Source organism: Fodinicola feengrottensis (genome assembly GCF_010993775.1).
GTDB classification, from domain to species: domain Bacteria; phylum Actinomycetota; class Actinomycetes; order Mycobacteriales; family HKI-0501; genus Fodinicola; species Fodinicola feengrottensis.
Genome location: NZ_WOTO01000017.1, coordinates 112,324 through 134,416 on the forward strand (window position 1 = coordinate 112,324; position 22,093 = coordinate 134,416).

General features: G+C 66.6%; 20 protein-coding genes and 8 pseudogenes. 16 read left to right on the forward strand and 12 right to left on the reverse strand.

The features are described 5' to 3' along the window. Window positions 1-474 precede the first annotated feature (474 nt). From GNX96_RS17760 to GNX96_RS52700, 3 genes and pseudogenes are all read left to right on the forward strand, one after another. Window positions 475-849 carry a thioesterase family protein gene (locus tag GNX96_RS17760; protein ID WP_163568953.1) on the forward strand — a complete coding sequence of 125 codons (375 nt, stop codon included), beginning with the start codon at window positions 475-477 and terminating at the stop codon, window positions 847-849. A gap of 13 nt (window positions 850-862) precedes the next feature. Beyond that, a pseudogene (locus tag GNX96_RS63880) lies at window positions 863-1,042 on the forward strand (hypothetical protein); the annotation flags it as partial. A 160-nt stretch (window positions 1,043-1,202) separates the two neighbouring features. Continuing rightward, entirely contained in the window at window positions 1,203-1,664 is a 462-nt protein-coding gene (locus GNX96_RS52700; protein WP_279580660.1) for an MBL fold metallo-hydrolase, read from the forward strand. 179 nt (window positions 1,665-1,843) lie between these two features. On the opposite strand, the pseudogene asnB reads toward GNX96_RS52700, so the two are convergent. Together asnB and GNX96_RS17775 are read right to left on the reverse strand one after the other, a co-directional pair. Further along, window positions 1,844-3,762: pseudogene (gene asnB / locus GNX96_RS17770) on the reverse strand (asparagine synthase (glutamine-hydrolyzing)). A 72-nt stretch (window positions 3,763-3,834) separates the two neighbouring features. Beyond that, the gene (locus GNX96_RS17775; protein ID WP_163568955.1) at window positions 3,835-4,761 is read right to left on the reverse strand and encodes an EamA family transporter; all 927 of its coding nucleotides are present in this window, start codon (window positions 4,759-4,761) and stop codon (window positions 3,835-3,837) included. A 142-nt stretch (window positions 4,762-4,903) separates the two neighbouring features. Between GNX96_RS17775 and GNX96_RS17780 the strand changes: the two genes are divergently transcribed. Together GNX96_RS17780 and GNX96_RS17785 are read left to right on the forward strand one after the other, a co-directional pair. Then, the gene (locus GNX96_RS17780) at window positions 4,904-5,296 is read left to right on the forward strand and encodes a Crp/Fnr family transcriptional regulator (protein WP_279580661.1); all 393 of its coding nucleotides are present in this window, start codon (window positions 4,904-4,906) and stop codon (window positions 5,294-5,296) included. Then, a complete protein-coding gene (locus GNX96_RS17785) occupies window positions 5,296-5,589 on the forward strand; it encodes a Crp/Fnr family transcriptional regulator (RefSeq protein ID WP_163568956.1) in 294 nt (97 codons plus the stop codon). The genes GNX96_RS17780 and GNX96_RS17785 overlap by 1 nt, the downstream gene beginning before the upstream one ends. 313 nt (window positions 5,590-5,902) lie before the next feature. Here GNX96_RS17785 and GNX96_RS17790 read toward each other — a convergent pair whose 3' ends face one another. Next, complete coding sequence (locus tag GNX96_RS17790; protein ID WP_163568957.1) at window positions 5,903-6,247, reverse strand: hypothetical protein; 345 nt, start codon at window positions 6,245-6,247, stop codon at window positions 5,903-5,905. An 82-nt stretch (window positions 6,248-6,329) separates the two neighbouring features. Here GNX96_RS17790 and GNX96_RS17795 point away from each other — a divergent pair, with 82 nt between their 5' ends. After that, window positions 6,330-6,608 carry a hypothetical protein gene (locus GNX96_RS17795; protein WP_163568958.1) on the forward strand — a complete coding sequence of 93 codons (279 nt, stop codon included), beginning with the start codon at window positions 6,330-6,332 and terminating at the stop codon, window positions 6,606-6,608. A gap of 119 nt (window positions 6,609-6,727) precedes the next feature. On the opposite strand, the gene GNX96_RS17800 is transcribed toward GNX96_RS17795, so the two are convergent. From GNX96_RS17800 to GNX96_RS52715, 4 genes and pseudogenes are all read right to left on the reverse strand, one after another. Continuing rightward, a complete protein-coding gene (locus GNX96_RS17800) occupies window positions 6,728-8,023 on the reverse strand; it encodes a hypothetical protein (RefSeq protein WP_163568959.1) in 1,296 nt (431 codons plus the stop codon). An 80-nt stretch (window positions 8,024-8,103) separates the two neighbouring features. Beyond that, window positions 8,104-8,877: a hypothetical protein gene (locus GNX96_RS17805; RefSeq protein WP_279580662.1), complete on the reverse strand. Its 774-nt coding sequence runs from the start codon at window positions 8,875-8,877 to the stop codon at window positions 8,104-8,106. Window positions 8,878-8,925: 48 nt separating this feature from the next. Beyond that, window positions 8,926-9,195, reverse strand: a pseudogene (locus tag GNX96_RS63885) (hypothetical protein); the annotation flags it as partial. Beyond that, window positions 9,182-9,475, reverse strand: coding sequence for a hypothetical protein (locus GNX96_RS52715; protein WP_279580664.1), 294 nt, complete (start codon window positions 9,473-9,475; stop codon window positions 9,182-9,184). The pseudogene GNX96_RS63885 and the gene GNX96_RS52715, both read right to left, overlap by 14 nt. On the opposite strand from GNX96_RS52715, the pseudogene GNX96_RS63890 reads away from it, so the two are divergent. The 4 genes and pseudogenes from GNX96_RS63890 to GNX96_RS17820 all read left to right on the forward strand — a co-directional run. Continuing rightward, window positions 9,413-9,646 (forward strand): annotated as a pseudogene (locus tag GNX96_RS63890) (aminopeptidase P N-terminal domain-containing protein); the annotation flags it as partial. The gene GNX96_RS52715 and the pseudogene GNX96_RS63890 overlap by 63 nt on opposite strands. 235 nt (window positions 9,647-9,881) lie before the next feature. Further along, complete coding sequence (locus tag GNX96_RS17810; protein WP_390624044.1) at window positions 9,882-10,841, forward strand: M24B family metallopeptidase; 960 nt, start codon at window positions 9,882-9,884, stop codon at window positions 10,839-10,841. 102 nt (window positions 10,842-10,943) lie between these two features. After that, the gene (locus tag GNX96_RS17815) at window positions 10,944-11,540 is read left to right on the forward strand and encodes an MGDG synthase family glycosyltransferase (RefSeq protein WP_163568960.1); all 597 of its coding nucleotides are present in this window, start codon (window positions 10,944-10,946) and stop codon (window positions 11,538-11,540) included. A gap of 58 nt (window positions 11,541-11,598) precedes the next feature. Next, entirely contained in the window at window positions 11,599-12,114 is a 516-nt protein-coding gene (locus GNX96_RS17820) for a glycosyltransferase (protein WP_163568961.1), read from the forward strand. Window positions 12,115-12,480: 366 nt separating this feature from the next. On the opposite strand, the pseudogene GNX96_RS63895 reads toward GNX96_RS17820, so the two are convergent. The 4 genes and pseudogenes from GNX96_RS63895 to GNX96_RS17835 form a co-directional block, all read right to left on the reverse strand. Next, window positions 12,481-12,702, reverse strand: a pseudogene (locus tag GNX96_RS63895) (alpha-L-fucosidase); the annotation flags it as partial. Then, a complete protein-coding gene (locus GNX96_RS17825; protein ID WP_279580667.1) occupies window positions 12,695-14,491 on the reverse strand; it encodes an alpha-L-fucosidase in 1,797 nt (598 codons plus the stop codon). The pseudogene GNX96_RS63895 and the gene GNX96_RS17825, both read right to left, overlap by 8 nt. Window positions 14,492-14,654: 163 nt before the next feature. Further along, on the reverse strand, window positions 14,655-14,843 hold the full coding sequence (locus GNX96_RS52725; protein WP_279580668.1) for a hypothetical protein: 189 nt from the start codon (window positions 14,841-14,843) through the stop codon (window positions 14,655-14,657). A gap of 792 nt (window positions 14,844-15,635) precedes the next feature. Continuing rightward, entirely contained in the window at window positions 15,636-16,070 is a 435-nt protein-coding gene (locus GNX96_RS17835; RefSeq protein WP_279580669.1) for a VOC family protein, read from the reverse strand. 414 nt (window positions 16,071-16,484) lie between these two features. Here GNX96_RS17835 and GNX96_RS63900 point away from each other — a divergent pair. From GNX96_RS63900 to GNX96_RS63915, 4 genes and pseudogenes are all read left to right on the forward strand, one after another. Further along, a pseudogene (locus GNX96_RS63900) lies at window positions 16,485-17,424 on the forward strand (aconitase family protein). A 16-nt stretch (window positions 17,425-17,440) separates the two neighbouring features. Then, window positions 17,441-18,310 carry an aconitase family protein gene (locus GNX96_RS63905; protein WP_390624045.1) on the forward strand — a complete coding sequence of 290 codons (870 nt, stop codon included), beginning with the start codon at window positions 17,441-17,443 and terminating at the stop codon, window positions 18,308-18,310. Further along, a pseudogene (gene acnA / locus GNX96_RS63910) lies at window positions 18,286-18,630 on the forward strand (aconitate hydratase); the annotation flags it as partial. The gene GNX96_RS63905 and the pseudogene acnA, both read left to right, overlap by 25 nt. Window positions 18,631-18,712: 82 nt before the next feature. Further along, window positions 18,713-19,036 carry a hypothetical protein gene (locus GNX96_RS63915; protein ID WP_390624046.1) on the forward strand — a complete coding sequence of 108 codons (324 nt, stop codon included), beginning with the start codon at window positions 18,713-18,715 and terminating at the stop codon, window positions 19,034-19,036. Window positions 19,037-19,109: 73 nt separating this feature from the next. On the opposite strand, the gene GNX96_RS17845 is transcribed toward GNX96_RS63915, so the two are convergent. Beyond that, entirely contained in the window at window positions 19,110-20,258 is a 1,149-nt protein-coding gene (locus GNX96_RS17845; protein ID WP_163568963.1) for a low temperature requirement protein A, read from the reverse strand. A 46-nt stretch (window positions 20,259-20,304) separates the two neighbouring features. Here GNX96_RS17845 and GNX96_RS17850 point away from each other — a divergent pair, with 46 nt between their 5' ends. Continuing rightward, entirely contained in the window at window positions 20,305-21,381 is a 1,077-nt protein-coding gene (locus tag GNX96_RS17850) for an aldo/keto reductase (RefSeq protein WP_279580670.1), read from the forward strand. Window positions 21,382-21,762: 381 nt separating this feature from the next. Beyond that, a pseudogene (locus GNX96_RS52730) lies at window positions 21,763-22,093 on the forward strand (SAM-dependent methyltransferase); the annotation flags it as partial.

Below are 22,093 nucleotides of genomic sequence, written 5' to 3' on the forward strand. Positions count from 1 at the left end.
GCGAGCGCCGACTGGGCGGCTGCCAGCTTGCCGTTGATCACCCCGACCTGGGCGGACGCGGCCGCGACCTGCTGTCTGCTGGCGTCGAGCTGCTGGTTGGTCGGGTTCGGCGGGGTGGGGGCGGCTGACGCCACCGAGGGAAGCAACCCGCTGAAGAGTCCGAGGAGAGAGACCCCAAGTGCCACAACCAGCACTCGTCTACTGTTCTCTCGCATAGACACCTCCTGTCACAGTGGTTGACAGGAGACCACATATCCGACCAAAGAGACAATCTAAGTCCCATATTCGACACAATGTCCGATTTTTTTCTCGCGCGTGTCGGCGCGTGTCGACCTCCGACGGTGTGGTAAAAGCTGCGCCATATCTTCGCAAAACAGGCGTTTCATGATGTTCCGCTGAACGGATTCCAGCAGGTCGGCCAGCACCCGACGGGTCGCCTGGCAACTGTCGGACAACTAAGTAGGCTGTGGCCTCATGGGTCCGTACGTCGGCTTGTCCGGCCAGCAGAGCATCGTCGTCTCCGACGACGACAGCGCGCTGACCACCGGCTCCGGCGACGTGCCCACCCTGGCCACTCCCCGTGTGGTCGCGCTGGCCGAAGCGGCCGCGATCGCCGCCCTCGACGGCCATCTCGAAGAAGGCCAGACCTCGGTCGGGACACAGGTGTCGCTGCGGCATCGGGCCCCGTCGCCGGTCGGCCGGCGGGTCGAGGCGATCGCCGCACTGACCGAGGTCGACGGCCGTACGCTCCGCTTCAACGTCACCGTCCGGGACGGTGACCGCACCGTCGCCGAGGGCCTCATCGAGCGCGTCATCGTCGATCGCGACTGGTTTCTTCGGCGAGCCTGAGACACTGCCTTCCATGCTGGAAGAGATCGCTGAGCGCCTCTACGTCTGGCGCGAACCCGTGCTGGACGTCAATGCCACCGTCGTCGTCGGCGACACCGCCGCGCTGGTGATCGACACGCTCTCCAGCCCCGCCCAGGCCACCCGGCTCGCCTCTGCCGTACGGGAAACCACCACCGCGCCCCTGCAGCTGGTCAACACGCACTTCCACTTCGACCACTGGTACGGCAACGAGGTCTTCGCCGCCGACCACATCTGGGCCCACCGGCGCTGGGACATCACCGCCCAACCGGTCGCCGCGGCCATCAGCGACTACGGCCACGCCGGCGCTGGCTTCGCCGACGAACCGCGCCGGCGTGGAGCCCATCCCGCCCACCGACGCCGTCCCCACCGAACGCACCCTCGACCTGGGCGGCCGCGAAGTCACCCTCGCCTACCTTGGCCGCGGCCACACCGACCACGATCTCGTCGCCCTTATCCCGGACGCCCACGTCGCTGTCTGCGGCGACCTCCTGGAACAGGGCGCCCCGCCCTCCTTCGGCGACGCCTGGCCGCTGGAATGGCCCGCCACTCTGGCCGCCCTCGGCAGCCGTCTTTCCGGCTCCTGGCAGCTCATTCCCGGCCACGGCGCCGTCGTCGACCTCTCCTTCCTGCACCGCCAACACTCCGAGCTAGCCGCCCTCGAGTGGCTATGTCGCGAGGGCTACGGGGACGATCGGAGTCCTGCCGAACTCGCGGCGCGATCGCCTTTCAATGCCGACCATTCCTTGGTCGCCATCCGCCGCGCCTATGCCGCCCTCGACGGACGGCTGCCGTAGGACTGCCAGCTTGACCTCGATCTTGCGTCTCGACTGTCGGACCTACCCCGTCACGGCCTCGAAGTTGTTGATCTTGCTTAGTTGGTCTACCCAAAAAGAACATTTCAGACCGATGTCCGTTTTTTAGGTAGACCAACTATGCAAGATCAACAACGAATGTCACGTTGCTTGATGAGGTATTAGCTGGCCAACCGGGAGACGGCCCGCTCCGGACGCGGGTCGATGCTGCCGTCCACGTAGATCGCGTGCCAGACACAGAACGCCAGCACGGTCCAGATCTTCCGGCTGTAGTCGGCGTCGCCGCGCTTGTGCGCCTCCAGCAACCGCAGCACGTACGGAAGGTCCAGCAACTCGCCGGCAGCCGACGTGGAAAGGATGTCGGCGGCCCAGTCGTACATCAGCGTCTTCAGCCAGACCCGGGTCGGGACCGGGAAACCGAGCTTCTTGCGGTTCACGATCTGCGGAGGCACGACGCCGTCCAGGGCCTTGCGCAGCGCGTACTTTCGGATGCCCTCGTCGGTGACCTTCAGCTCGCGCGCGGAATCGTGGCGGCCACGTCGAAAACGCCGGTGTCCAGGAACGGCACTCGCAACTCCAGCGAGTGCGCCATGGACATCCGGTCGGCCTTGACCAGGATGTCGCCGCGCAGCCAGGTGTAAAGGTCGATGTACTGCATCCGGGTGCTGTCGTCCCAGCCTGCGGAGTCCTCGTAGTGCTTCGCCGTCACCTGCGTGTACGAGACGGACGGGTCATATGTCTTCATGAGCTTGGATTTCTCCCGCTCGGTGAAGATCCGCGCGTTGCCGTAATAACGTTCCTCGATCGGCGTGGTGCCGCGCTCAAGATACGACTTTCCCCGTACGCCCTCGGGAATCACCTTCGACAGCGCGTTCAGGCCGCGCTGCAGCGGGCCAGGCAGCGCCTGCAGATGGCGCAGCGACAGCGGCTCGCGATAAATCCCGTAGCCGCCGAAGAACTCGTCAGCACCTTCGCCGGAAAGCACCACCGTGACGTGCTCAGCGGCCTTTTTCGCGACGAAGTAAAGCGGAACCAGCGCCGGATCGGCGACCGGATCGTCCAAATGCCAGATCATCCGCGGAAACTGGCTCATCATGTCGTCCGCGGTGACATACGCCGGGATCGACTTGACACCGAGATAGCGGGCAGACTCCTGCGCGACCTCAATCTCCGAATAACCCTCGACGTCATAACCGGCCGTGAAAGTCAGGATGTCCGGCTTGTGCTCACGGGCCAACGCCACGATCGCGGTGGAGTCGATGCCGGAGGACAGGAACGCGCCGACCGGCACGTCCGAGCGCAGGTGCAGCGCGACCGACTCTCGCAGGGCGTCCTGGATCTTGCCGAAAAGCTTGTCAGGCTCGGAAACCGGCGCCGGCCGGAATCTCGGCCGGTAGTAGTAGCGACGGATCGACAGACCGTCTTTTTGCGACCAACTAAACGATTCCCCGCACTCCAGGCGCTTGATGTCCTGGTGCATCGTCGCTGGCTCCGGCACATACTGCAACGTCAGGTAATGCGACAAGGAGGCGGCGTCGATGCCCGCGTCGCCGGCCTTGGCGGCGGCGGAGAACGGCATCAGCGCCTTCTTTTCGCTGGCCACGTACAAACCGTCTTCGGTCTCCAGGTAGAACAGTGGCTTGATGCCGAAGAAGTCACGGGCGCCGAACGCGACCTTCTCCTGCCGATCCCACAGGATAAACGCGAACATGCCGCGCAACCGGGAAATGCCCTGCGGGCCCCAGTAGTGATAGGCGGCGGCGACCGTCTCCATGTCGCCGTTGGTGGCGAACTGGGCACCGTGCTCGCGGGTCAGCTCCTCGCGCAGCTCAAGGTAGTTGTAGATCTCGCCGTTCGAGGTCAGCGCATACCGGCCGTCGAGGTATTCCAACGGCTGGTGACTGTCCCCCACGTCGATGATCGACAGCCGCTTGAACGCGAGCACCACGTCGTCGCCGGAGAGCACCACGCCGGTCTCGTCCGGGCCGCGATGGTGCAGACTTTCCAACGCCTGCGCGATCGAGTCCTGATGACTGACCGCAGCCGAAGACGAGCTGATGAAGGTAAGCAGGCCGCACATTCGACCATCCTCGCACGGGCTCCGGACCGCCCCGACGGGCCGGGGCGCCGCGAAAGGGCGTACGTCACTGCGCTATTCGGTACGCCCGCTGGCGCTGGTGGCGACGGCCAGTACGACCAAAGCCACCCCGACCAGCTCCGGCGGCGACGGGATCTGCCGCAGGACGAGTACGCCGACCACCGCGGCGGTCGCCGGCAGCATCGACTGCAACAGCGCGAACCGTGCTCGCCCCACCCGGCGAAAGACGATCTGGTCGAGCGCGTACGGAACAGCTGTGGACAGCAGCCCGACACAGGCGCACGCGGCCAGCAGCCACCCGTCCTGGATCGCCGGCAGCGCGCCGGCAGCGAGCAGTGGTGCCATCGCGACCGCACCGGCCAGCAGCCCGACAGCCAACCCGTCGACGCCGTCCCCAGCGGCCGCGACCCGCGAGCCGAGCACGATGTAGCCGGCCCACATCGTGCCCGCGCCCAGCGCGAACACCACCCCGAGGGCGCTGCCCGCCCAGCTCACGTCGGCCAGCAGCAGCACCCCCCGACGATGGCCAGCACGACAGCGCCGGCGTCCCGCCACCGGCGGGCACCCACCGCGGCGACCACCAGCGCGCCCGCTGAACTCGATGGCGACCGCGGTGCCCAGCGGCAGCCGGTCGATGGCCAGGTAGAAGAGGACGTTCATGGACGCCAGCGCGAGCCCGAAGCCGACCGCCAACGCCCACCGCCGGGCCGGCCAGCGCAGCCGCCATGGCCGCCGCCAGGCCGTCAGGATGAGCGCCGCGACCGTCAGGCGGGCCCAGGCCACCGACGGTGCCGGGATCACCGCGAAGAGCGTGACCGCGATCGCCGTGCCGACGTACTGACTGAAGGCCCCGATCAGGAAGAGTCCGGAGCCAGGGATCCGCTGTCCGGCCCGGGCCAACCCATCGACCGCGCGCCGGGCCGGGCTGAGGTCAAGGGCGGTGTCCGGCCGGATCGGTTCATCAGCCGTCGCCCACGCCATGTGCCCAGCGTACGGACGAGATGTGCGGCCGAGCGCCGGCTGAGGTGGACATCATGGCCGATATGCGTACCGTGCAAGTCCTGTCGGCGGCCCCGCAGAAGCGATAGAAAGACAGCATGGCCAGCGCTCACCGGTGCGTGCGGTGAGCGGCATCTCCGCCACCGAACGTGCCGTCCAGGGCTTCCGCGCACTCGTACGCCCGGAGGTCTGGTCGGCGTTGGTGCAGGCCGGCGCACATCGGGAGTACGAGCCGGGACAGCGGCTGTTCAGCCAGGGCGACCAGTCTGGCTGGCTGTTGGTGCTGGTCGCCGGTCGGGTGAAGGTGTCCTACGCCGAGCGGGCCGGCGATGAACTGCTGTTGGCCGTACGCGGACCCGGTGACCTGATCGGCGAATTCTCCGGACGGGATGACGCGCCCCGCTCAGCCACCATTCAGACGCTCGAGAGCACTGCGTCGCGTACGCGCTGCCGCAGGACCGCTTCGCGGACTTCCTGCGTACTCACCGGATCTACCGTGAGCTGGACCGCTACCTGATGGCCAAGGTCCGGCAGAGCGCCGCGCACACCTGGCGGCTGGCCCACCAGCCGACCGCCGCCCGGCTGGCTTCACTGCTCTTGGAGGTGCTGGCCAGCGCAGGTCCGGAGCACCCGTCGCCAGCCCGGATTCCGATGTCCCAGGCCGAACTCGCGGTGGCGCTGGGGCTGGCCCGCAGCTCGGTGGCGTCCACGCTGGCGCGTTGGCGCCGGGAGGGGGTGGTGGAAACCGGGCGAGCGCACATAGTGCTTCTTGACGTCGAGGCAATCGAGCGAGAGGCTGCGCGCGTCTGAGTCGACACGCCGTCTGAACCGACCAAGAAACTCTCACCCGTTGTGTCTACTTCTGGACAGAACGTGGCCGCCCAGGCCCCGACGATGGTCGGGTAGCTCTTCCCCGCCCGGTCAGGAGACCCCGATGCAACCGCAGAGCGCCCCTGAACCCCGCAGCGTCCGCCTCCGCCAGTGGTGGGAGCGGATCTCCGGGACGCCGCCGGAGCACCGTACGCCCGCGCCGGCGCCCCAGGTGGCCGTCCCGCACGCGGCCGCTTACCACCAGATCGAGGCGGCCGCGGACGAGTGGGAAATGATCGCGCCCAGCGCCGAGTCACCGTTCACCTTCCAGATCGAGCTGCTGATCTGGAACGCTCGCCAGCAGCAGTCGTCCGTGCAGCGAGCCGGCAACGCGCTGTGGATCGCCCGCGGCGGCATCGCCGACCGGGTCAAGGCGATCGCCGCGAAGGCGTCCCTGCTGGAAACCGCAGAGCTGCGCGCCAAACTCAGCAAGGACCTCAGCCAGGCCCGCCCAGTCGAACAAAGCGGCGTCGCCGCCTGGGCCGAATGCACCGGCGTCCTGGTCGCCGACGAGGACCGCAAGGCCGCCCAAGGCCGCCGCGACGCAGAGCGCAGCCTGGCAGCGTACGTGGCAGTGGGACGACGAACGCGCCGCCATCAACTACCTCTCCGACCTGCTCAGCGACCCCGTACACGCCACCGCCTGGTGGTTCAACGGCGAACGCGACAAAGTCGACAAAATGGTGGAAGTGGCCGAACACTTCTGCCAGCTACGGGACGTACTCGCCCGCAAACCCCAGCCCACCGGCTACGCCCCCGAACAACGCCAACCCGCCGTCTCGGCCGAACCCGGCGACAGCTTGGCCCAAATCGTCGCGGACTTCGACCACCAGGACCTCGACCCCACCGCCCGCGAACAGGTCAGCCGGCAACTTTTCCAGCTTTTCCGCAGCCATAACCGCCCTGATCTCGCTGACCGAATTCGCGCCCAGGAACCCCGAAAGTTGGAGGCTGGGTAATTCAGTCCCACCGGCAACAGGTCCGTTGTTGAGTGCGGGATAAAGTCCCGCACTCGACGAAAATCCTTTAAGGGTTTCGAACCCAACCCCCACCCCCAACCGCAGTCCATGCCGCAAAATCAGCGAATGACTGGATTGAGGGCGTCTCTGAAGTCGAGCACTGTTCGTACTCCCCCTTCGGGCCACCACAGCTCCAAGTAGCCGCTGTGCCCGGAGGAACTCAGATACGGGCCTTGGGCCAGCGGCGCGCTGCCGAAGTCGCCCAGCTGCTGACCATCGGCCCACGTCACCAACTGCTCGTTGTTCGTGCCGCCGGGCGACACCAGCCGGAAGGTGTAGTAGTGGCCGTCCGGGGTGCCGAATGTGTATTGCGCGTGCGGGTCGAGTTGGGCCGGCATACCGGGGTTCCGGTCGAGCGTGTGCGTACGGAAGTCAGCGAAACTCATGCTTGAAGCCTCGACAGCGTCGAAGAAGCCGACAGTTCCATACTCCGGGTTCGTGGTCGGCGCGGAGCCGTGGACGACCACGTAGAAGCCGAGATTGCCGCAGGCGGGCGTGTTGAGGTTGAGGAACTGCCACACTCCGCTGGTCGAGACTTCGGCGCAGTTCCACCACACTTGCGGCACCTGCAGTTGCAGTCCACAGGCGAACCCGCCGTAAACGCAGGTGTTCACCTTGTCGCGGCCCTCGGGCGATCGGCCGCTGTAGCCGTCAAAGCGAATGAACTGGTCGCGGGTCAGATAGACGGACGGATGGTTACCGCTGGGCATCAAAGTCGTCGACTGCGGCACGCCATAGTTCTCGTTGGTGCCGATCCGGTCGTACCACTCGTCCCGACCGTAGCCGCTGGGCAGCCACACTCCCCCTGCGGTCAGCAGGAAAGACGGCGAACTGGAGTAGATTTCGATGCCAGGAGCGGCATCCTCGCCGGCGTAGCTCAGTTGTGGCCGATAGCCACCAAAGAACGTCTCCTGGTACGGCCCGGTCGCCTTGTTCATCGCGCGATAGACAGCCGCCGGCGGCGGGAGGTAAGACGACAGCCCGACGATCACCGCCTCGTTGGTGAACCAGTCCGGGATGGTGTTGCCGAGATTGCCGGCGAGTCCCGTCCACATCAGGAAGAACGCCGTCTGCGGATCGGACTGGTTCCCGTAGTACCACTGGTTGACCGCGTCCGTACGGCTGGTGAGCCGGCGGAACGGCCCGGCCCGCCGGAGCTGGTTGCTGGACACCGCGAACTTCGTGGTGGTGTAGTCCAGAACGATCCGGGCACCGGTGCGTACGGACGGATCCCTGGCGTAGTCAAAGAGGTTCAGCAGCGCGTCCATCGAATAGCGCTGGTACGGGCGCGCGTTGTATTCCAGGAAATCGAACTTGGCGAAGTTCTGCAGCTGACCCAAAAGATAGGCGCGCATCCCGTTGGCGTTGTTGTCGTACGCCGCGTTGCCGGTCGCGTCGTACAGCTTCTGATTCGACAGATAGCGCGCACTTTCGATCAGCAGCCGGTGGTTTTCCGACTCAGGAAGATCGATGTAACCGCAGACCGGCGTTTTTTCTCGTCGTCGACCGAATGTGCCCCGTTCTCGGTCAGCACGTTCAGAATGTGGGTACGAGTGTTGGCGTACAACAGATCCCAGTATTTGTAGATGACGACCATCAAACCCTTGAGGAAGGTGTCATAGTCGCCGTCTCGCGAGCAGATCGCCGAACTGAACGACGATCCGGTCGGATGGGCGCCGGTGCCCATCAGCGACTGGTTGACCAGCTGAACGCTCGGCAGCTGGCCTCGACAGTGATAGCCGGTGCCGTAGCGGCGAGCCATCTCCAGCTGCGCGGCCATCTCGACGCCTTCGTTCTCGCCGGCGTGCGCTCCACCCGGGTTCAACAGCCGCGTGCAGGCCAAGTGCTCGACGGCGGCGGCCCGACGCTGGTCAAGGCCGTCGAAGGCGTGCGCCGGATCGGTCGCGGCGGAGATGCCGAACGAACCTGGCGGCGCCGTGTACGTACCAGCCGGCGGAGTCCAGCCCTGCCGGCACGTCGACGAGCCGATGACGTGCGAGTCGCAGCCCTCGACCACCACCGTCGACCAGCCCTGCGCCGAGTCAAAACTGAAGCTGCCGTACCCGCGCGGCCCGTTGTTGATGTCCGTCTGACCCACGTTGGAGCCATTCACATCCCAGCGGACGATGAAAAAATCGTAGCCGAACGGATCCGTCGGACCCCAGTCGACGAAGACCCGGGTGCCAATCGACCAGGTCGCGACGATCATGTTGCCGCCCTGGTCGGGCGACCAGACGATCTGGCCGTACTGGAACGTCTGGGTCCGGCCATTGCGACCCGGCGTGTCGTGTTCGGCCTCGGTGGCGCAGCCCAGCGGGCTCCCCTCGCCGCCGAGCGCGTACCACTTGTTGCCGATTAAGCCGTACGGCGTGATGCCACAGGACGCCGAGGCACTGGAGGCGGTGACGGACAGCAGTGTGCCGCCGCGAGGACAAGAACCAGGAACGCGCGCATGAGCTTGAACATCGTTCTCGCCACCCTTGTCGACGTTTGTGTCGATACGCGATCGCAGCTCATGGTCGGGCAGCCAAGGCGCTGGCGGAAGGGGTCAGCGGCCCGTCCGAGCCGGGAAAAATTCCCGGTACGCGGCGTACCCGGTATTTCTGGCCCGGCGCTGTCGACTTCTCTCCGGCCGTACGCCCAACTCTCGCGATAACGTTGCTCTTATGACCGACGAGCCGACAGAAGAAGAGACCGGGACGACGAGCCACGACCAGGGCCTGCCCGCCCGGCTCGCCGCTTTCATGCGGACCGGCTGGGCGGACACCGAGCTGCGCGGACTGGCCCGTACCGAGGGAGCTCCGCACCACAGCCGCCGCCGGGAGTCGCTGAGCCACGTCTTCGGCCGGGACACCCTTGTGATCCCGACCGGCCGGCTGAAGGTGCGCAATGACGACTGCGACTACCCGTTCCGGCCCGGCAGCGATTTCGTCTGGCTGACCGGCTACCACGAGTGTGACGCGGTGCTGGTTCTGCACCCGGCCAGCGAAGGCGGCCACACGCCCGTCCTCTACATCCACCCCCGCTCGCCGAGATACCGACGAGTTCTTCCGCGACCGCTTCTACGGCGAGCTATGGGTCGGCCGGCGGCCAAGCCTGGGCGAGACCACCGCACAGCTCGGCCTGGAGACCGCGCACATCGCCGACCTGGAGAAAGCGCTGGCCGAGCTGGATCCTTCGCACACCCGCGTGCTGCGTGGGTACGACCAGACCGTGGACGGCATTGTCGGTGCCGCGGACGAGGGTCAGCGGGACGACGAGCTCGCGAGCGCGCTGAGCGAGCTGCGGCTGGTCAAGGACGACTGGGAGATCGGGCAGTTGCGGAACGCGATCGCCGCGACCGTCGACGGGTTCTGCGATGTCGTACGAGCGATGCCTTCGGACCGCGGATTCTCCGAGCGGCTCATCGACGGCGTTTTCGGGCTGCGGGCCAGACATGACGGCAACGCGGTCGGCTACGGAAACATCGCTGCCACCGGTGCCCACGCGACCACGCTGCACTGGACGCAGAACGACGGCACCGTCGACCCGAAGGACATGCTGCTGTTGGACGCGGGCGTGGAGAACCACAACTTCTACACCGCGGACGTCACTCGTACGATGCCGATCTCCGGCCGCTACAGCGACACCCAGCGGCGGGTCTACGACCTCGTCTACGCGGCTCAGCAGGCCGGCATTGAGGCGGTCAAGCCGGGCGCGCCCTTCAAGGCCGCCCATGAGGCCGCCATGAAGGTCATCGCCGAGGGTCTCGAAGACTGGGGCATCCTGCCGGTCAGCGCGGAAGAGTCGCTGCAGGAGGACTGCGGCCTGCACCGGCGATGGACGCTGCACGGCACCAGCCACTCGCTCGGCCTGGACGTGCATGACTGCTCGCACGCGCGCGCTGAGGCGTACACGAAGGGCGATCTGGCGGTTGGGCACGTGCTCACCGTCGAGCCGGGCCTCTACTTCCAGATCGACGACCTGACGGTGCCGGCAGAACTGCGCGGCATCGGCGTCCGGATCGAGGACGACATCCTGGTCACCGCGCGGCCGGCGCCGAGAACCTGTCGGCCGGTTTGCCGCGTACGTCCGCGGACGTGGAGACCTGGATGGCCGAGCAGCGAGCCGCCGGGATCCGACTGCCGGGCTGAGTCCGAGATGTTCGTCACACACCCCCGCCGGACGTGTTGACGGCCGGCGGGTGAACGAACGGCGACTCCCAGCCGTAAACCCTCCTAATCAGGGTCCTCCCGGATAGACCTGGGACGGATGGACAAGGCACAGTGTCAGATCATGAGCTCCGATGATCCGCGGCATTCCCGGCGGATAGTGATCCTGACCGGCAGCGTCGGCGGCGGCCACGACGGCGCGGCGTACGAGCTGGAACACCGGCTCCGCGCGATGGACTTCACCGTCGAGACGTACGACTACCTCGACTTCCTGCCGGGCCGCTTCGGCGCCCTGCTGCGGGACAGTTACACGACATCGCTGCGGGTAGCGCCCTTCACCTGGGGACTGGTCGCCAACGTGACCGGGCGCCGCCCGGTGGCCGGGATGCTGCGGGCGGCATCGGCCGCGCTGGCTCGCAAGGACACCCGGCGCAGCATCGGCCGGACCGCCGACCTGGTCGCCGAGCCGGCCGCGGTGGTGTCCACGTACCCGCTGGCCAGCCAGGCCCTCGGCCGGCTGCGCCGAAGCGGCCGGCTGAACGCCCCGGCCATCACCTTCCTGACCGACATGTCGGTGCACCCTCTGTGGATCTCCAGCGGCGTCGACTTCCACCTCGCGCTGCACGAGGTGGCCGCCGAGGACGCCCGCGGCCGGGGCGCGAAGGGGGTGCAGGTCTGCGGACCGGCGGTGCCCGCCGCGTTCCACCCCGCCGCTCTCTGAAGAGGAGAAACGCAAGGCCCGGGCGCAGTTCGGCCTCCCCCAGGATGAACCCCTCGCGGTGCTCGTCTCCGGGGCTGGTGGCATGGGAGACGTACGCAAGTCCGCCCGCGAGGTCGCCGACACCGGCCTCGCCCGCGCTGTCGTGGTCTGCGGCCGCAACGCCTCCGTACGGGAGGATCTGGAAGCCGACGGTGCCATCGCGCTGGGCTGGGTGGACGACATGGCCACCCTGCTGCGCGGCTGCGACGTGGCCGTCCAGAACGCCGGCGGGCTCAGCTCGTTGGAGGCGCTGGCCACGGGCCTGCCGACGGTGACCTACCGCTCGGTGCCGGGCCACGGCGCCGCCAACGCGGCCGCGCTGGACAAGGCCGGCTGGGTGCCGTGGGTACGCCACGTGCGCGACCTGCCGGCCGCCCTGCAGGCCGCGCTCACCGGCGTACCCACCACGTCCGCCGCCCGGGCCGCCGCCCACCCGCCCACCGACCCGGCCGACGTGATCGCGGAACTCGCCAACCAGACCGTCGACCACCGCCGCCGGCGCCGCATCACCCGCCGCCTCCGCCTCACCGGCTGACCGCCCGCTGGCGACAGCTTCACTGCCAGGCGATTTTGAAAACCCAGGCATAGTTGCCGGCGGCGGCAGCGGCGGCTGGTACGTCGATCGCAGCAGCGAACCGTTGTGCTGCGACCAGGACAGCCGACCGTGATAGCCCAGCATCGTGACCGTGGCGCTGCCGCGAATGGGGACCGGCGCGTTCACCACCAGCTGCGAGCCGGGGCGTACCAGCGAATGGATGTAGAAGGCCTCGTTTTGTTTGACCGTGAAACGGAGATCGCCGAGCTGGGCCATCCGCGACCAGTACGTGGTGCCGTAAATGGCCTCGCCATTGACTTTCAGCCAGCGGCCGGTCTCTCGTAGCCGCTGCTGCATGATCTCCGGAATCGTGCCGTCGCCGCGCGGGCCGATGTCCAGCAGGAAGTTCCCGTTTTTCGAGACGATGTCCACCAGGGTGTGCACGACTTCTTCGGCTGTCATGTAAAGGTCGTCAGGCGTCGCCTGGTTGTAGCCGTACGAGCGTGGATCCAGCCCGCGACTGGCCTCCCATTTGGCCACCACGGTGTTCGAGTAAGTGGCGTATTCCGGTGTGGTGAAATCATGCACCGAAATCCCCGGACCGGTCGTTGATCGTCACTTCTTTGCTCGTACGCCGACCTGCCGCGGGTTTGTTGGCATGGTTGAAATACTCAGCCATCACGTGGTGGCTGTCGTTGACTCCGCCAATGTCACACCAGATAATGTCCGGGTCGTAGCCGTGCACCAACTCCAGCATCTGCGGTGCCTGATAGTCGTGAACGAAGTCGCGGCCGGACTGATAGCCGGTGTAGGGCACTGGTTCCAGCGTGTACGGGTTCCGCGGCGGGTGGCCCATCCAGGGGTTGTCGGGGTTGAACCACTCCGGCATCGAGAAATACAGGCCATTGTGCAGCTGCGGGGTGTATCGCCGAGAGGCGGCGAAAAGCTCGCGCACCAGGTCGCGTTGAGGGCCGAGTTTGGCGGCCGTACGACCGGAGACCTGCGAGTCCCACAACGCGAAACCTTCGTGGTGCTTGGAGGTCAGCACGTAGTATTTCGCGCCAGCGTCGACGAAAAGTTGCAGCCAGCTGCGCGGGTCGAACTTCTCCGCGGTGAACCGCGGGATGAAGTCGTCGTAGTTGAAATCCTTGCCATAGGTCTCCGCGTGGTACGGGTAGACGGCGTTGTTCGGGTCCTGCATCCAGTTCCAGTACCATTCCGCGTACTGCTTTCCTGGCGGCGACCAGGCCGGCACCGAGTAGACGCCCCAGTGGATGAAAATGCCGAATTTGGCGTCATTGAACCAGTAAGGCGACTGATGCGTTCCCAGCGAGGCGTCCGTCGGCTGGTAGTCCGGCACCCCCAGCGTCAGGGAAGTCGGTCGCTTGTCGAGAATCCCGCCACGGTCGTACCCGATGACTTGACCCGAAACGGCGGTCCCGGCCGGTACGGACGGGTGGCTGCTGATGCCGATGCGTACGCGCGCCTCCTCGCCGGGCGCCAACCAGGCAACAAGTGCGGGAGCCGTCGTGAAGGTGTTCTTCGCCTGCACGGTCACCATCGCGCGGTCAACCGGGGTTATCCAGGTCGTGCCCAGATTCAGCACGGTAGCCTCAACGACCTGCGCACCGCCGTCGGTCAGCCGGCTGGTCGTCGATTTCGCCACCCGTACGGCGATCGCCTTGCCCGCCACCGCGGCTTGCAGGCTCAGCGCGAAAACATGCAGGCTCGACTGGCCAGCGACGGCCGGGTTCGTGATGGGCATGGTGATGCTGACCGCTTCCCGCGTCGGGTCGATCCACACCCTGCCGGTCCCAATGGACACCGGATGCTGATCGGTGCCGCCGCCTGGCGTGTAACGGAAAGGCGCGGTGATCGGGCCGTCGCCGCTATACCAGTCGGCGCCACTCAGCGAAGCCTGGGTCGTGGTCCCATCGGCGTAATGCACGATCGCCGGGCCGCCGGTGCTGCCGTACGAACAAGCGACCAGGAATTCAGCGCTGACATAGTTTCCCTTCGCCAGCGCGATCACCTGCCCGAGGGCGACAAGGTTGTTCTTCACACCGGCCGTCGAGAGCGGAAAGTCGAACGGAACTCCGTCAACGACTACCCGCCCACTCGGCAGCTGATCACCGGGAAAACAGTAGCCAGAGCCGTCGAAATCACCGTCATGCGCGGACGCCGTGTCCAGGCCGTCGCTGTCGAAATAACTCGCGAGCGACACCGGCACCGGATCTGGAATGGCCGCTTCTGGCCGGCCCTGGACCGGATCGACGACCTCGGCGGAGGCTGCTTCGGAGGCGAACACCGGGACACCAGCCAGAGCGGCCGCCCCCAATGCCATGCCCAGCACGCGGCGTCGCGGGTGGTTCGTCACGGTTCCTCCCGTTCCATGACCGGAGCGATCCGATCAGTGTCGTTGAGGGCAGCCAAAACAGCGCGATGGAAGCTATATCGTACGGCCTATAGGATCGGCCGCCGTCCATGCTCTGCGTTTCGGCTCACACTGTCAAGACCCCAACAACAGCGGGCAAACTACGTCAGCGGAAGCGGCCAGCCAATAAAGAAAAATAGTCCAGCACGGCGGCACTCAAGAAGGCGATCTGGGAGACAATGTCGTACGTGCGATGGGAGAGCGTGCCGGTCACCGGCGTCGATGAGTACGCGATACGGCTGACCGTCGGCGAGCCGCGGTTACCGTCGACCCGGTTCGAGGTGGCCACCGGCAACCGGTTTCTCCTCACCCAGCCGGAAAACGTGGCACTTCTGGGCGTGATCGAGCGGCACTACGCGGGCGTCGACGTGCACGCCACCGGCGCGTACTCGTCCCCGATCCCGCCCATCCGAGCGGACGAGGCTCGTCGCTTCCCACCGCCGCGTACGCCCGAATGGCACGCACGTTGGGCGCACCGGTTCGCCGGCTGGCTCTTCGACTCGGCGCTGACGCCGCTGCATCGCGGCGACTGGATCCTGCGGGCCCGGATGCCAGCCAGACATGACCGCCACTCGGTCAGCGCCTGGCTGCGACACGAGCTGGTACGCGACCATCCAGCCGCCGAGCTGGACTGGTTCGGCCTCGGCTGGTCAGGAATCCTGCCGTTGCGCCGGCTTTCGGAGTCGGACGCCGCCCGAGTGAAGGCGCATCGCAAACTCGTACGAGAAGGCACCTTGCCGCCCGTCTTGCTGATGTGGGCCAGCTGCCTGGACGGATATGTCCTGCTGGACGGCCACGATCGGCTGATCGCCGCACTTGCCGAGGAGACCGATCCCCCGCTGCTGATCCTGCACCGGACGGCGACCGCCGATGAGCGCGCCCAACAAACGAAGTGGGCGCTGGCGACCCAACAGAAGATCGCCGACGGTGTGCGGGAGATGGCCTCGCGGCTCGACATCATGCCCGCGGGTCCCCGCCGTGACCTGGAGGAACGCAAGATCGGCCAGGCCGACGCGCGGAACCAGCGGTATTTCGGCTCAACACTTGTCGAGATAGAGAGCGACCGCAAACGCACGGCGGCCTGGCCTCATCCAGGCGGCACCGCGCACTGGCGGCTGCTCGCCGAGTCCCTCGCCCCTTCCTGGCAGTCCGCCGTCGTCGGAGCAGGTGTGAGGAATTCCAGCCGGTTGCCGTGGCAGTCGGCGGAGTAGAACCGGCGCATCCCGGGAAAGTCGTCGTCCCAGGCGACCGGATAGCCGGCGGCGGTGAGCCGAGCCGCGTACGCGTCGAGGTCGTCGACCAGCAGCCCAGGATGCGCCTTGCGAGCCGGCGCAAAGTCCTTTTCGACGCCGAGATGCACCTCGATGTCCCCGCCCAGCGCCGGCATCCGGAACCACGCGCCACCCCGCGCGGCCAGCACTGGAGGCTTGGCGAGCTCTGTCATGCCCAGTACGTCGCCGTAGAACTTTCTTAGGTCAGCCTCACCATCGGACGGACAAGCCAGTTGGACATGATGGATCACGAAAACCACCTCGACTGATTCTCGATGCGGACAGTTTGACGACTATAGCAAGACGGACGTACTGTTTGGTTGAGAGTTCGAGCAGCGTCGGCCTCCGACCTGCGAGACGATCGAGGCGAGCAAGGACAACGAAGAGACGGGCGCACCGAAGGAGTACGAGTGGCTACCGGCAGCACCGACAGTTTTGGCAGCAAGAACACCTTGAAGGTCGGTGACGCCGACTACGAGATCTTCCGGCTGGACGCGGTCGAGGGCGCCAAACGCCTGCCGTACAGCCTCAAAGTGCTCCTGGAGAACCTCCTTCGTACGGAGGACGGCGTGAACATCACCGCCGACCAGATCCGCGCGCTGGCCGGCTGGAACCCCGAGGCCGAGCCGGACACCGAGATCCAGTTCACCCCCGGCCGAGTGGTCATGCAGGACTTCACCGGCGTGCCGTGTGTGGTCGACCTCGCCACCATGCGCGAGGCGGTCGCGGAGCTCGGCGGCGACCCGACCCGGATCAACCCGCTGGCGCCGGCCGAACTCGTCATCGACCACTCGGTCATCATCGACGTTTTCGGTCGCCCGGACGCTTTCGAGCGCAACGTCGAGATCGAGTACGAGCGCAACCGCGAGCGCTATCAGTTCCTGCGCTGGGGGCCAGACCGCCTTCGACGACTTCAAGGTCGTGCCGCCGGGCACCGGCATCGTCCACCAGGTCAACATTGAGCACCTTGCTCGGGTCGTGATGATCCGCGACGGCCAGGCCTATCCGGACACGCTGGTCGGCACCGACTCGCACACCACGATGGTCAACGGCCTCGGCGTGCTCGGCTGGGGCGTCGGCGGCATCGAGGCGGAGGCCGCGATGCTCGGCCAGCCGGTGTCGATGCTCATCCCGCGAGTCGTCGGTTTCAAGCTGACCGGCGAAATTCCGGCCGGCTCAACCGCCACCGACGTGGTGCTGACGATCACCGAGATGCTGCGCAAGCATGGCGCGGTAGGAAAATTCGTCGAATTCTACGGCGAGGGCGTCTCCGCGGTGCCGCTGGCGAACCGCGCCACCATCGGCAACATGAGCCCGGAATTCGGCTCCACCTGCGCGATTTTCCCGGTGGACGACGAAACCATTCGCTACCTGACCCTGACTGGCCGCAGCGATGAGCAGGTCGCTCTGGTCGAGGCGTACGCGAAAGAACAGGGTCTCTGGCACGACGCCGAGCACGAGGCCACCTATTCGGAATACCTCGAGCTGGATCTGTCCACTGTGGTCCCGTCGATCGCCGGCCGAAAAACGCCCACAGGACCGCGTCGAACTTTCCCACGCCAAGGCGGGTTTCCGCGACGCGCTGAAGAACTACACCAACGGTGACAGCATCCAGACCACGGTGGACGAAGCGTCCGCCGAGTCCTTCCCGGCCAGCGACGCGCCCGCGACCAGCGGAAACGACGAGCCGATGGCGGCGTACGCGTCAGCTGCCCGCAATTCCCACGGCCGGCCGAGCAACCCGGCGCGGATCACCATGGACGACGGCACCGAATGCGAGATCGACCACGGCGCGGTCGCCATCGCCTCCATCACGTCCTGCACCAACACGTCCAACCCGTCGGTGATGATCGGCGCGGCGCTGCTCGCCCGCAACGCCGTCGAGCGCGGACTTTCGGTGAAACCGTGGGTGAAAACGTCACTCGCCCCCGGCTCCAAAGTGGTCATGGACTACTACGAGAAGGCCGGACTCATTCCGTACTTGGAAAAACTCGGCTACCACCTGGTCGGCTACGGCTGCACCACCTGCATCGGCAACTCCGGCCCGCTGCCGGAGCCGGTCAGCAAAGCCATCCAGGACAACGATCTCGCGGTCGTCTCGGTGCTGTCCGGCAACCGCAACTTCGAGGGCCGGATCAGCCCGGACGTGAAGATGAACTACCTCGCGTCCCCGCCGCTGGTGATCGCGTACGCGCTCGCCGGCACGATGGACTTCGACGTGGAGACCGACCCGCTCGGCCAGGACACCGACGGGAACGACGTGTTCCTCAAGGACATCTGGCCGTCGCCGCAGGAAATCCAGGAGACCGTCGCCTCGGCGATCAACAAGGAGATGTTCGCCAAGGACTACGCCGATGTGTTCGCCGGCGACGAGCGCTGGAAGTCGCGCTGCCGACCCCGACCGGCGCCACCTTCGAGTGGGAGGGCGAGTCGACGTACGTTCGCAAGCCTCCGTATTTCGAAGGCATGCAACCAGAACCGCAACCAGTGACGGATATCAGCGGCGCGCGCGTACTGGCCAAGCTGGGCGATTCGGTCACCACCGATCACATCTCCCCCGCCGGCTCCATCAAGCTCGACTCGCCAGCCGGTGACTACCTCACCGACCACGGCGTGGCCAAGCGGGACTTCAACTCGTACGGGTCGCGGCGGGGCAACCACGAGGTGATGATCCGCGGCACCTTCGCCAACATCCGGCTGCGCAACCAACTGCTGGACGGTGTCGAGGGCGGCTACACCCGCAACTGGCTGGCCGACGGCGAGCAGACCACCATTTACGCCGCCGCGCAGGCCTACGCGGAGCAGGACATCCCGCTGGTCATCCTGTCCGGCAAGGAATACGGCTCCGGTTCGTCCCGCGACTGGGCGGCCAAGGGCACCCGACCTGCTGGGCGTGCGGGCCGTCATCGCCGAGTCGTACGAGCGGATCCACCGCTCGAACCTGATCGGCATGGGCGTCCTGCCGCTGCAGTATCCGGCCGGCGAGACCGCGCAATCCCTCGGCCTGTCCGGCGACGAGACCTTCGACATCTCGGGGGTGACCGCACTCAACGACGGTCCCAGTCCGCGTACTCTCAAGGTCAGCGCCAAAAAAACCGACGGGTCCACTGTGGACTTCGACGACGCGGTGCTGCGCATCGACACTCCCGGCGAGGCCGACTACTACCGGCACGGCGGCATCCTGCAGTACGTGCTGCGTTCGCTGCTCGCCAAGTAGTTTCGCCGCAGAACGCCCCGGCCAAGTCGGCCAGGGCGTTCTGCGTGCCGATTTCCAGGCGCGGCGACCGCGCCTACCGGGAACTCGCCAGCCGTACGAGCACCAGCGCCGCCAACACGACCGCCGCCACCGTGACCGGCACCGGCGTCACGCTGCCGGCCAGCACCAACACCGCGGCGACCGGGAAGAGCTGCGCGGACAGCTCTCGGCGGGTCGGGCCGATCATCAGGATCCAGACGCTCAACAGGTAGAGGGCGATGGGTACCGTGACGGCCAACCCGACCGTCAGCGCCGGCAGATGGGCGTCGTGTCGCAGGCCATCGACCGCGACCTGCAGCCCGGCACCGAGACCAGCCGCCGCCGCCGAGAACACCGCGAGATGCCCGTAGCCCCATTTCATGCTGGCGGTCAGCTCGTCGAGACCGCGCTTGCCCGACTGGTCGAAATAGACCCACCACATCCCGAAAACGACCACCAGCCCGCTGGCCGCGAGGCCGAACAGCTCGACCAGTCCGGACCCGGCGCCAAGGCCGGTCTGGATGGCCGTCGACGCGGCCGCCACCGACTCGCCGAGCACGATCAGGGTGAACAACCCGTACCGTTCGCCAATGTGCTCCGGATGCCAGGTGGTCGGCGACGCTCGCTCGGCGATGATCGGCACCGCCATCTCCACCAGCGCGAAAAACACGAAACCCGGCACCGCGAGGGCCGCCGGGAAGAACTGGTAACCCACCCAGCACATCTGCGCGATCGTGATGCCGGCGGCGTACCGCCGCGCCGCCGGGCGGCGCTGCGGGTCGGCACTCGCGGCCCGCAGCCACTGCACCACCATCGCGAGCCGCATCACCACGAAGCCGCCCACCACCACCCGGAAGTCGGCATGGTCGAAGATCCGCGCGATGCCAGCGGCCATCACCAGCCCACCGGCGATCTGGACGAGCGTGGTGACGCGGTAAATGCCGTCGTCGGTGTCGTACGCGGAGGCGAACCAGGTGAAGTTCATCCAGGCCCACCAGATCGCGAAAAAGACCGCCGCATACCGTGCGACACCGATTGCGACGTGGCCCTCGGACAGCGAGTGGTGCAGCCCGGCCGCGGCCTGCGCGACCGTGACCACGAAGCACAGGTCGAAAAGCAGCTCCAGCGGTGTCGACGCGCGGTGTTCCTCATCCGCCCGGCGGGCCACCATCGGCCGGTACCAGGGTCGGGGCGGCGCGGTCATCGTCGGTAATCCTCCTGAACCCGGTGGCTGGTCTGTAAACTACCCGTTGGAGAACCTTGGTGGCCCGCCGCGCCCGTTGCTTTCGTTTTCCAGGGATTCGGCGGACTTTGCCTGGAGAACCCCATTCCGGCAGGTGCGTACGACCGGCACCATGATCGGCATGGACTATCCCCGACTCGGCCGGTCCGGACTGCGGGTCTCCCGCATCGGCCTCGGCATGATGAGCTATGGCGACCACTCCAGCCGGGGCTGGCACCTCACCGAGGACCAGGCCGAACCGATCGTCCGGCGGGCGGTCGAGGCTGGCGTGACTTTCTTCGACACGGCCGACATGTACGACCAAGGTGCCAGCGAGGAAGTCACCGGCCGGCTGCTCGGCAAGCTCTTCGGCCAGCGCGAGGACTACGTGCTCGCGACCAAGGTGTATTTCCCGATGGGCGCCGGCGGCCCGAACGACAAAGGCCTGTCCCGCAAACATATTCTCAGCGCGATCGACGCTTCTTTGGCGCGGTTGGGCACCGACTACGTGGATCTCTACCAGATTCACCGCTGGGACGACGAAACTCCGATCGACGAGACGATGGCCGCGCTCGACGAGGTCGTACGATCCGGCAAGGCCCGCTATCTCGGCGCCTCCAGCATGTATGCCTGGCAGTTCGGCAAGGCCCAGCAGCTCGCGCCGACCAGGTTCGTCTCGATGCAGAACCACTACAACCTGGTTTATCGGGAAGAGGAAAGGGAAATGATCCCACTCTGCCAAGACCAGGGAGTCGGCGTCATCCCGTACAGTCCACTCGCCCGCGGCTTCCTCACCGGCACCCGCGGCGGCCGGGCCACCACCCGCGCCGGCAACGATCCACTCGCGGACGACACGTACGAGGACAGCGACTACGACGTGGTGGACGCTGTCCGTACGGTCGCGCAGAACCGTGGCGCGCCAGCGGCACAGATCGCATTGGCCTGGTTGTTGGGAAAATCCGGTGTCACCGCGCCGATTGTCGGCGCCACCAAACTCTCCCATCTCCAGGACGCCGTCGCGGCCACCGAAATTTCCCTTGATCCGGCGGAAATCGCGACTCTGGAGGCGCCTTACCGCCCGCACCGAGTGCTGGGACACGAGTAGCTGCCCGTAAAGGCAAATTCCGTGGCCGAGATCGGGCCGGGTGTGCGACCGTCGCCGGCATGAATCTCTATGTGGCCCAGAACCGCGCAAACTGGGATGAGCGCGCACCCGCTCACGCGGCATCACCGGACTACGAGGTGGACAAATTCCTCGAAGATCCGGCCTTTCTCAGCAATGTTGTCCGATTCGACCGTCCCCGACTGGGCAAGGTCGACGGGCTCCGTGGGGCGCACCTGCAGTGCCACATCGGCACCGACACACTGTCCCTGAGCCGCCTCGGCGCGCGGATGACCGGCCTGGATTTCTCACCCGCAGCCGTCAACCGAGGCCCGCAGTCTGGCCGCGAAACTGGGCGACAACACCGATTTCGTCACCGCCAACGTGTACGACGCGGTCGACGCGCTGGGCGCCGGGGCCTTCGACTTCGTCTACACCAGCATCGGGGTGATCTGCTGGCTGCCCGACATCCAGCGCTGGGCGCGAGTGGTCGCGGAGCTGCTGCGACCCGGCGGCCGGCTGTTCCTCCGCGAGATCCACCAGATGCTGTGGGCCACCGACCGCCTGGACGACGGCACCTTGGCGATCGAGGGTGCTTATTTCGAACGCGACCAACCGATCACCGGCACCGGCGGCGGCACGTACGTGCAGACGGACGTGGTTTTCCAGGAAACCGTGCTCGCGGCCGGCTTGGATCTGACCATGTTCGTCGAAC

Bases quoted from the DNA above. Each gene is read 5' to 3' on its own strand.
- GNX96_RS17760 (WP_163568953.1), top strand. From the start codon at position 475: ATGGGTCCGTACGTCGGCTTGTCCGGCCAGCAGAGCATCGTCGTCTCC.
- GNX96_RS17775 (WP_163568955.1), bottom strand. From the start codon at position 4,761: ATGGCGTGGGCGACGGCTGATGAACCGATCCGGCCGGACACCGCCCTT.
- GNX96_RS17785 (WP_163568956.1), top strand. From the start codon at position 5,296: ATGGCCAAGGTCCGGCAGAGCGCCGCGCACACCTGGCGGCTGGCCCAC.
- GNX96_RS17790 (WP_163568957.1), bottom strand. From the start codon at position 6,247: ATGGCGGCGCGTTCGTCGTCCCACTGCCACGTACGCTGCCAGGCTGCG.
- GNX96_RS17795 (WP_163568958.1), top strand. From the start codon at position 6,330: ATGGTGGAAGTGGCCGAACACTTCTGCCAGCTACGGGACGTACTCGCC.
- GNX96_RS17800 (WP_163568959.1), bottom strand. From the start codon at position 8,023: ATGCGCGCCTATCTTTTGGGTCAGCTGCAGAACTTCGCCAAGTTCGAT.
- GNX96_RS17805 (WP_279580662.1), bottom strand. From the start codon at position 8,877: ATGATCGTCGCGACCTGGTCGATTGGCACCCGGGTCTTCGTCGACTGG.
- GNX96_RS17815 (WP_163568960.1), top strand. From the start codon at position 10,944: ATGAGCTCCGATGATCCGCGGCATTCCCGGCGGATAGTGATCCTGACC.
- GNX96_RS17845 (WP_163568963.1), bottom strand. From the start codon at position 20,258: ATGACCGCGCCGCCCCGACCCTGGTACCGGCCGATGGTGGCCCGCCGG.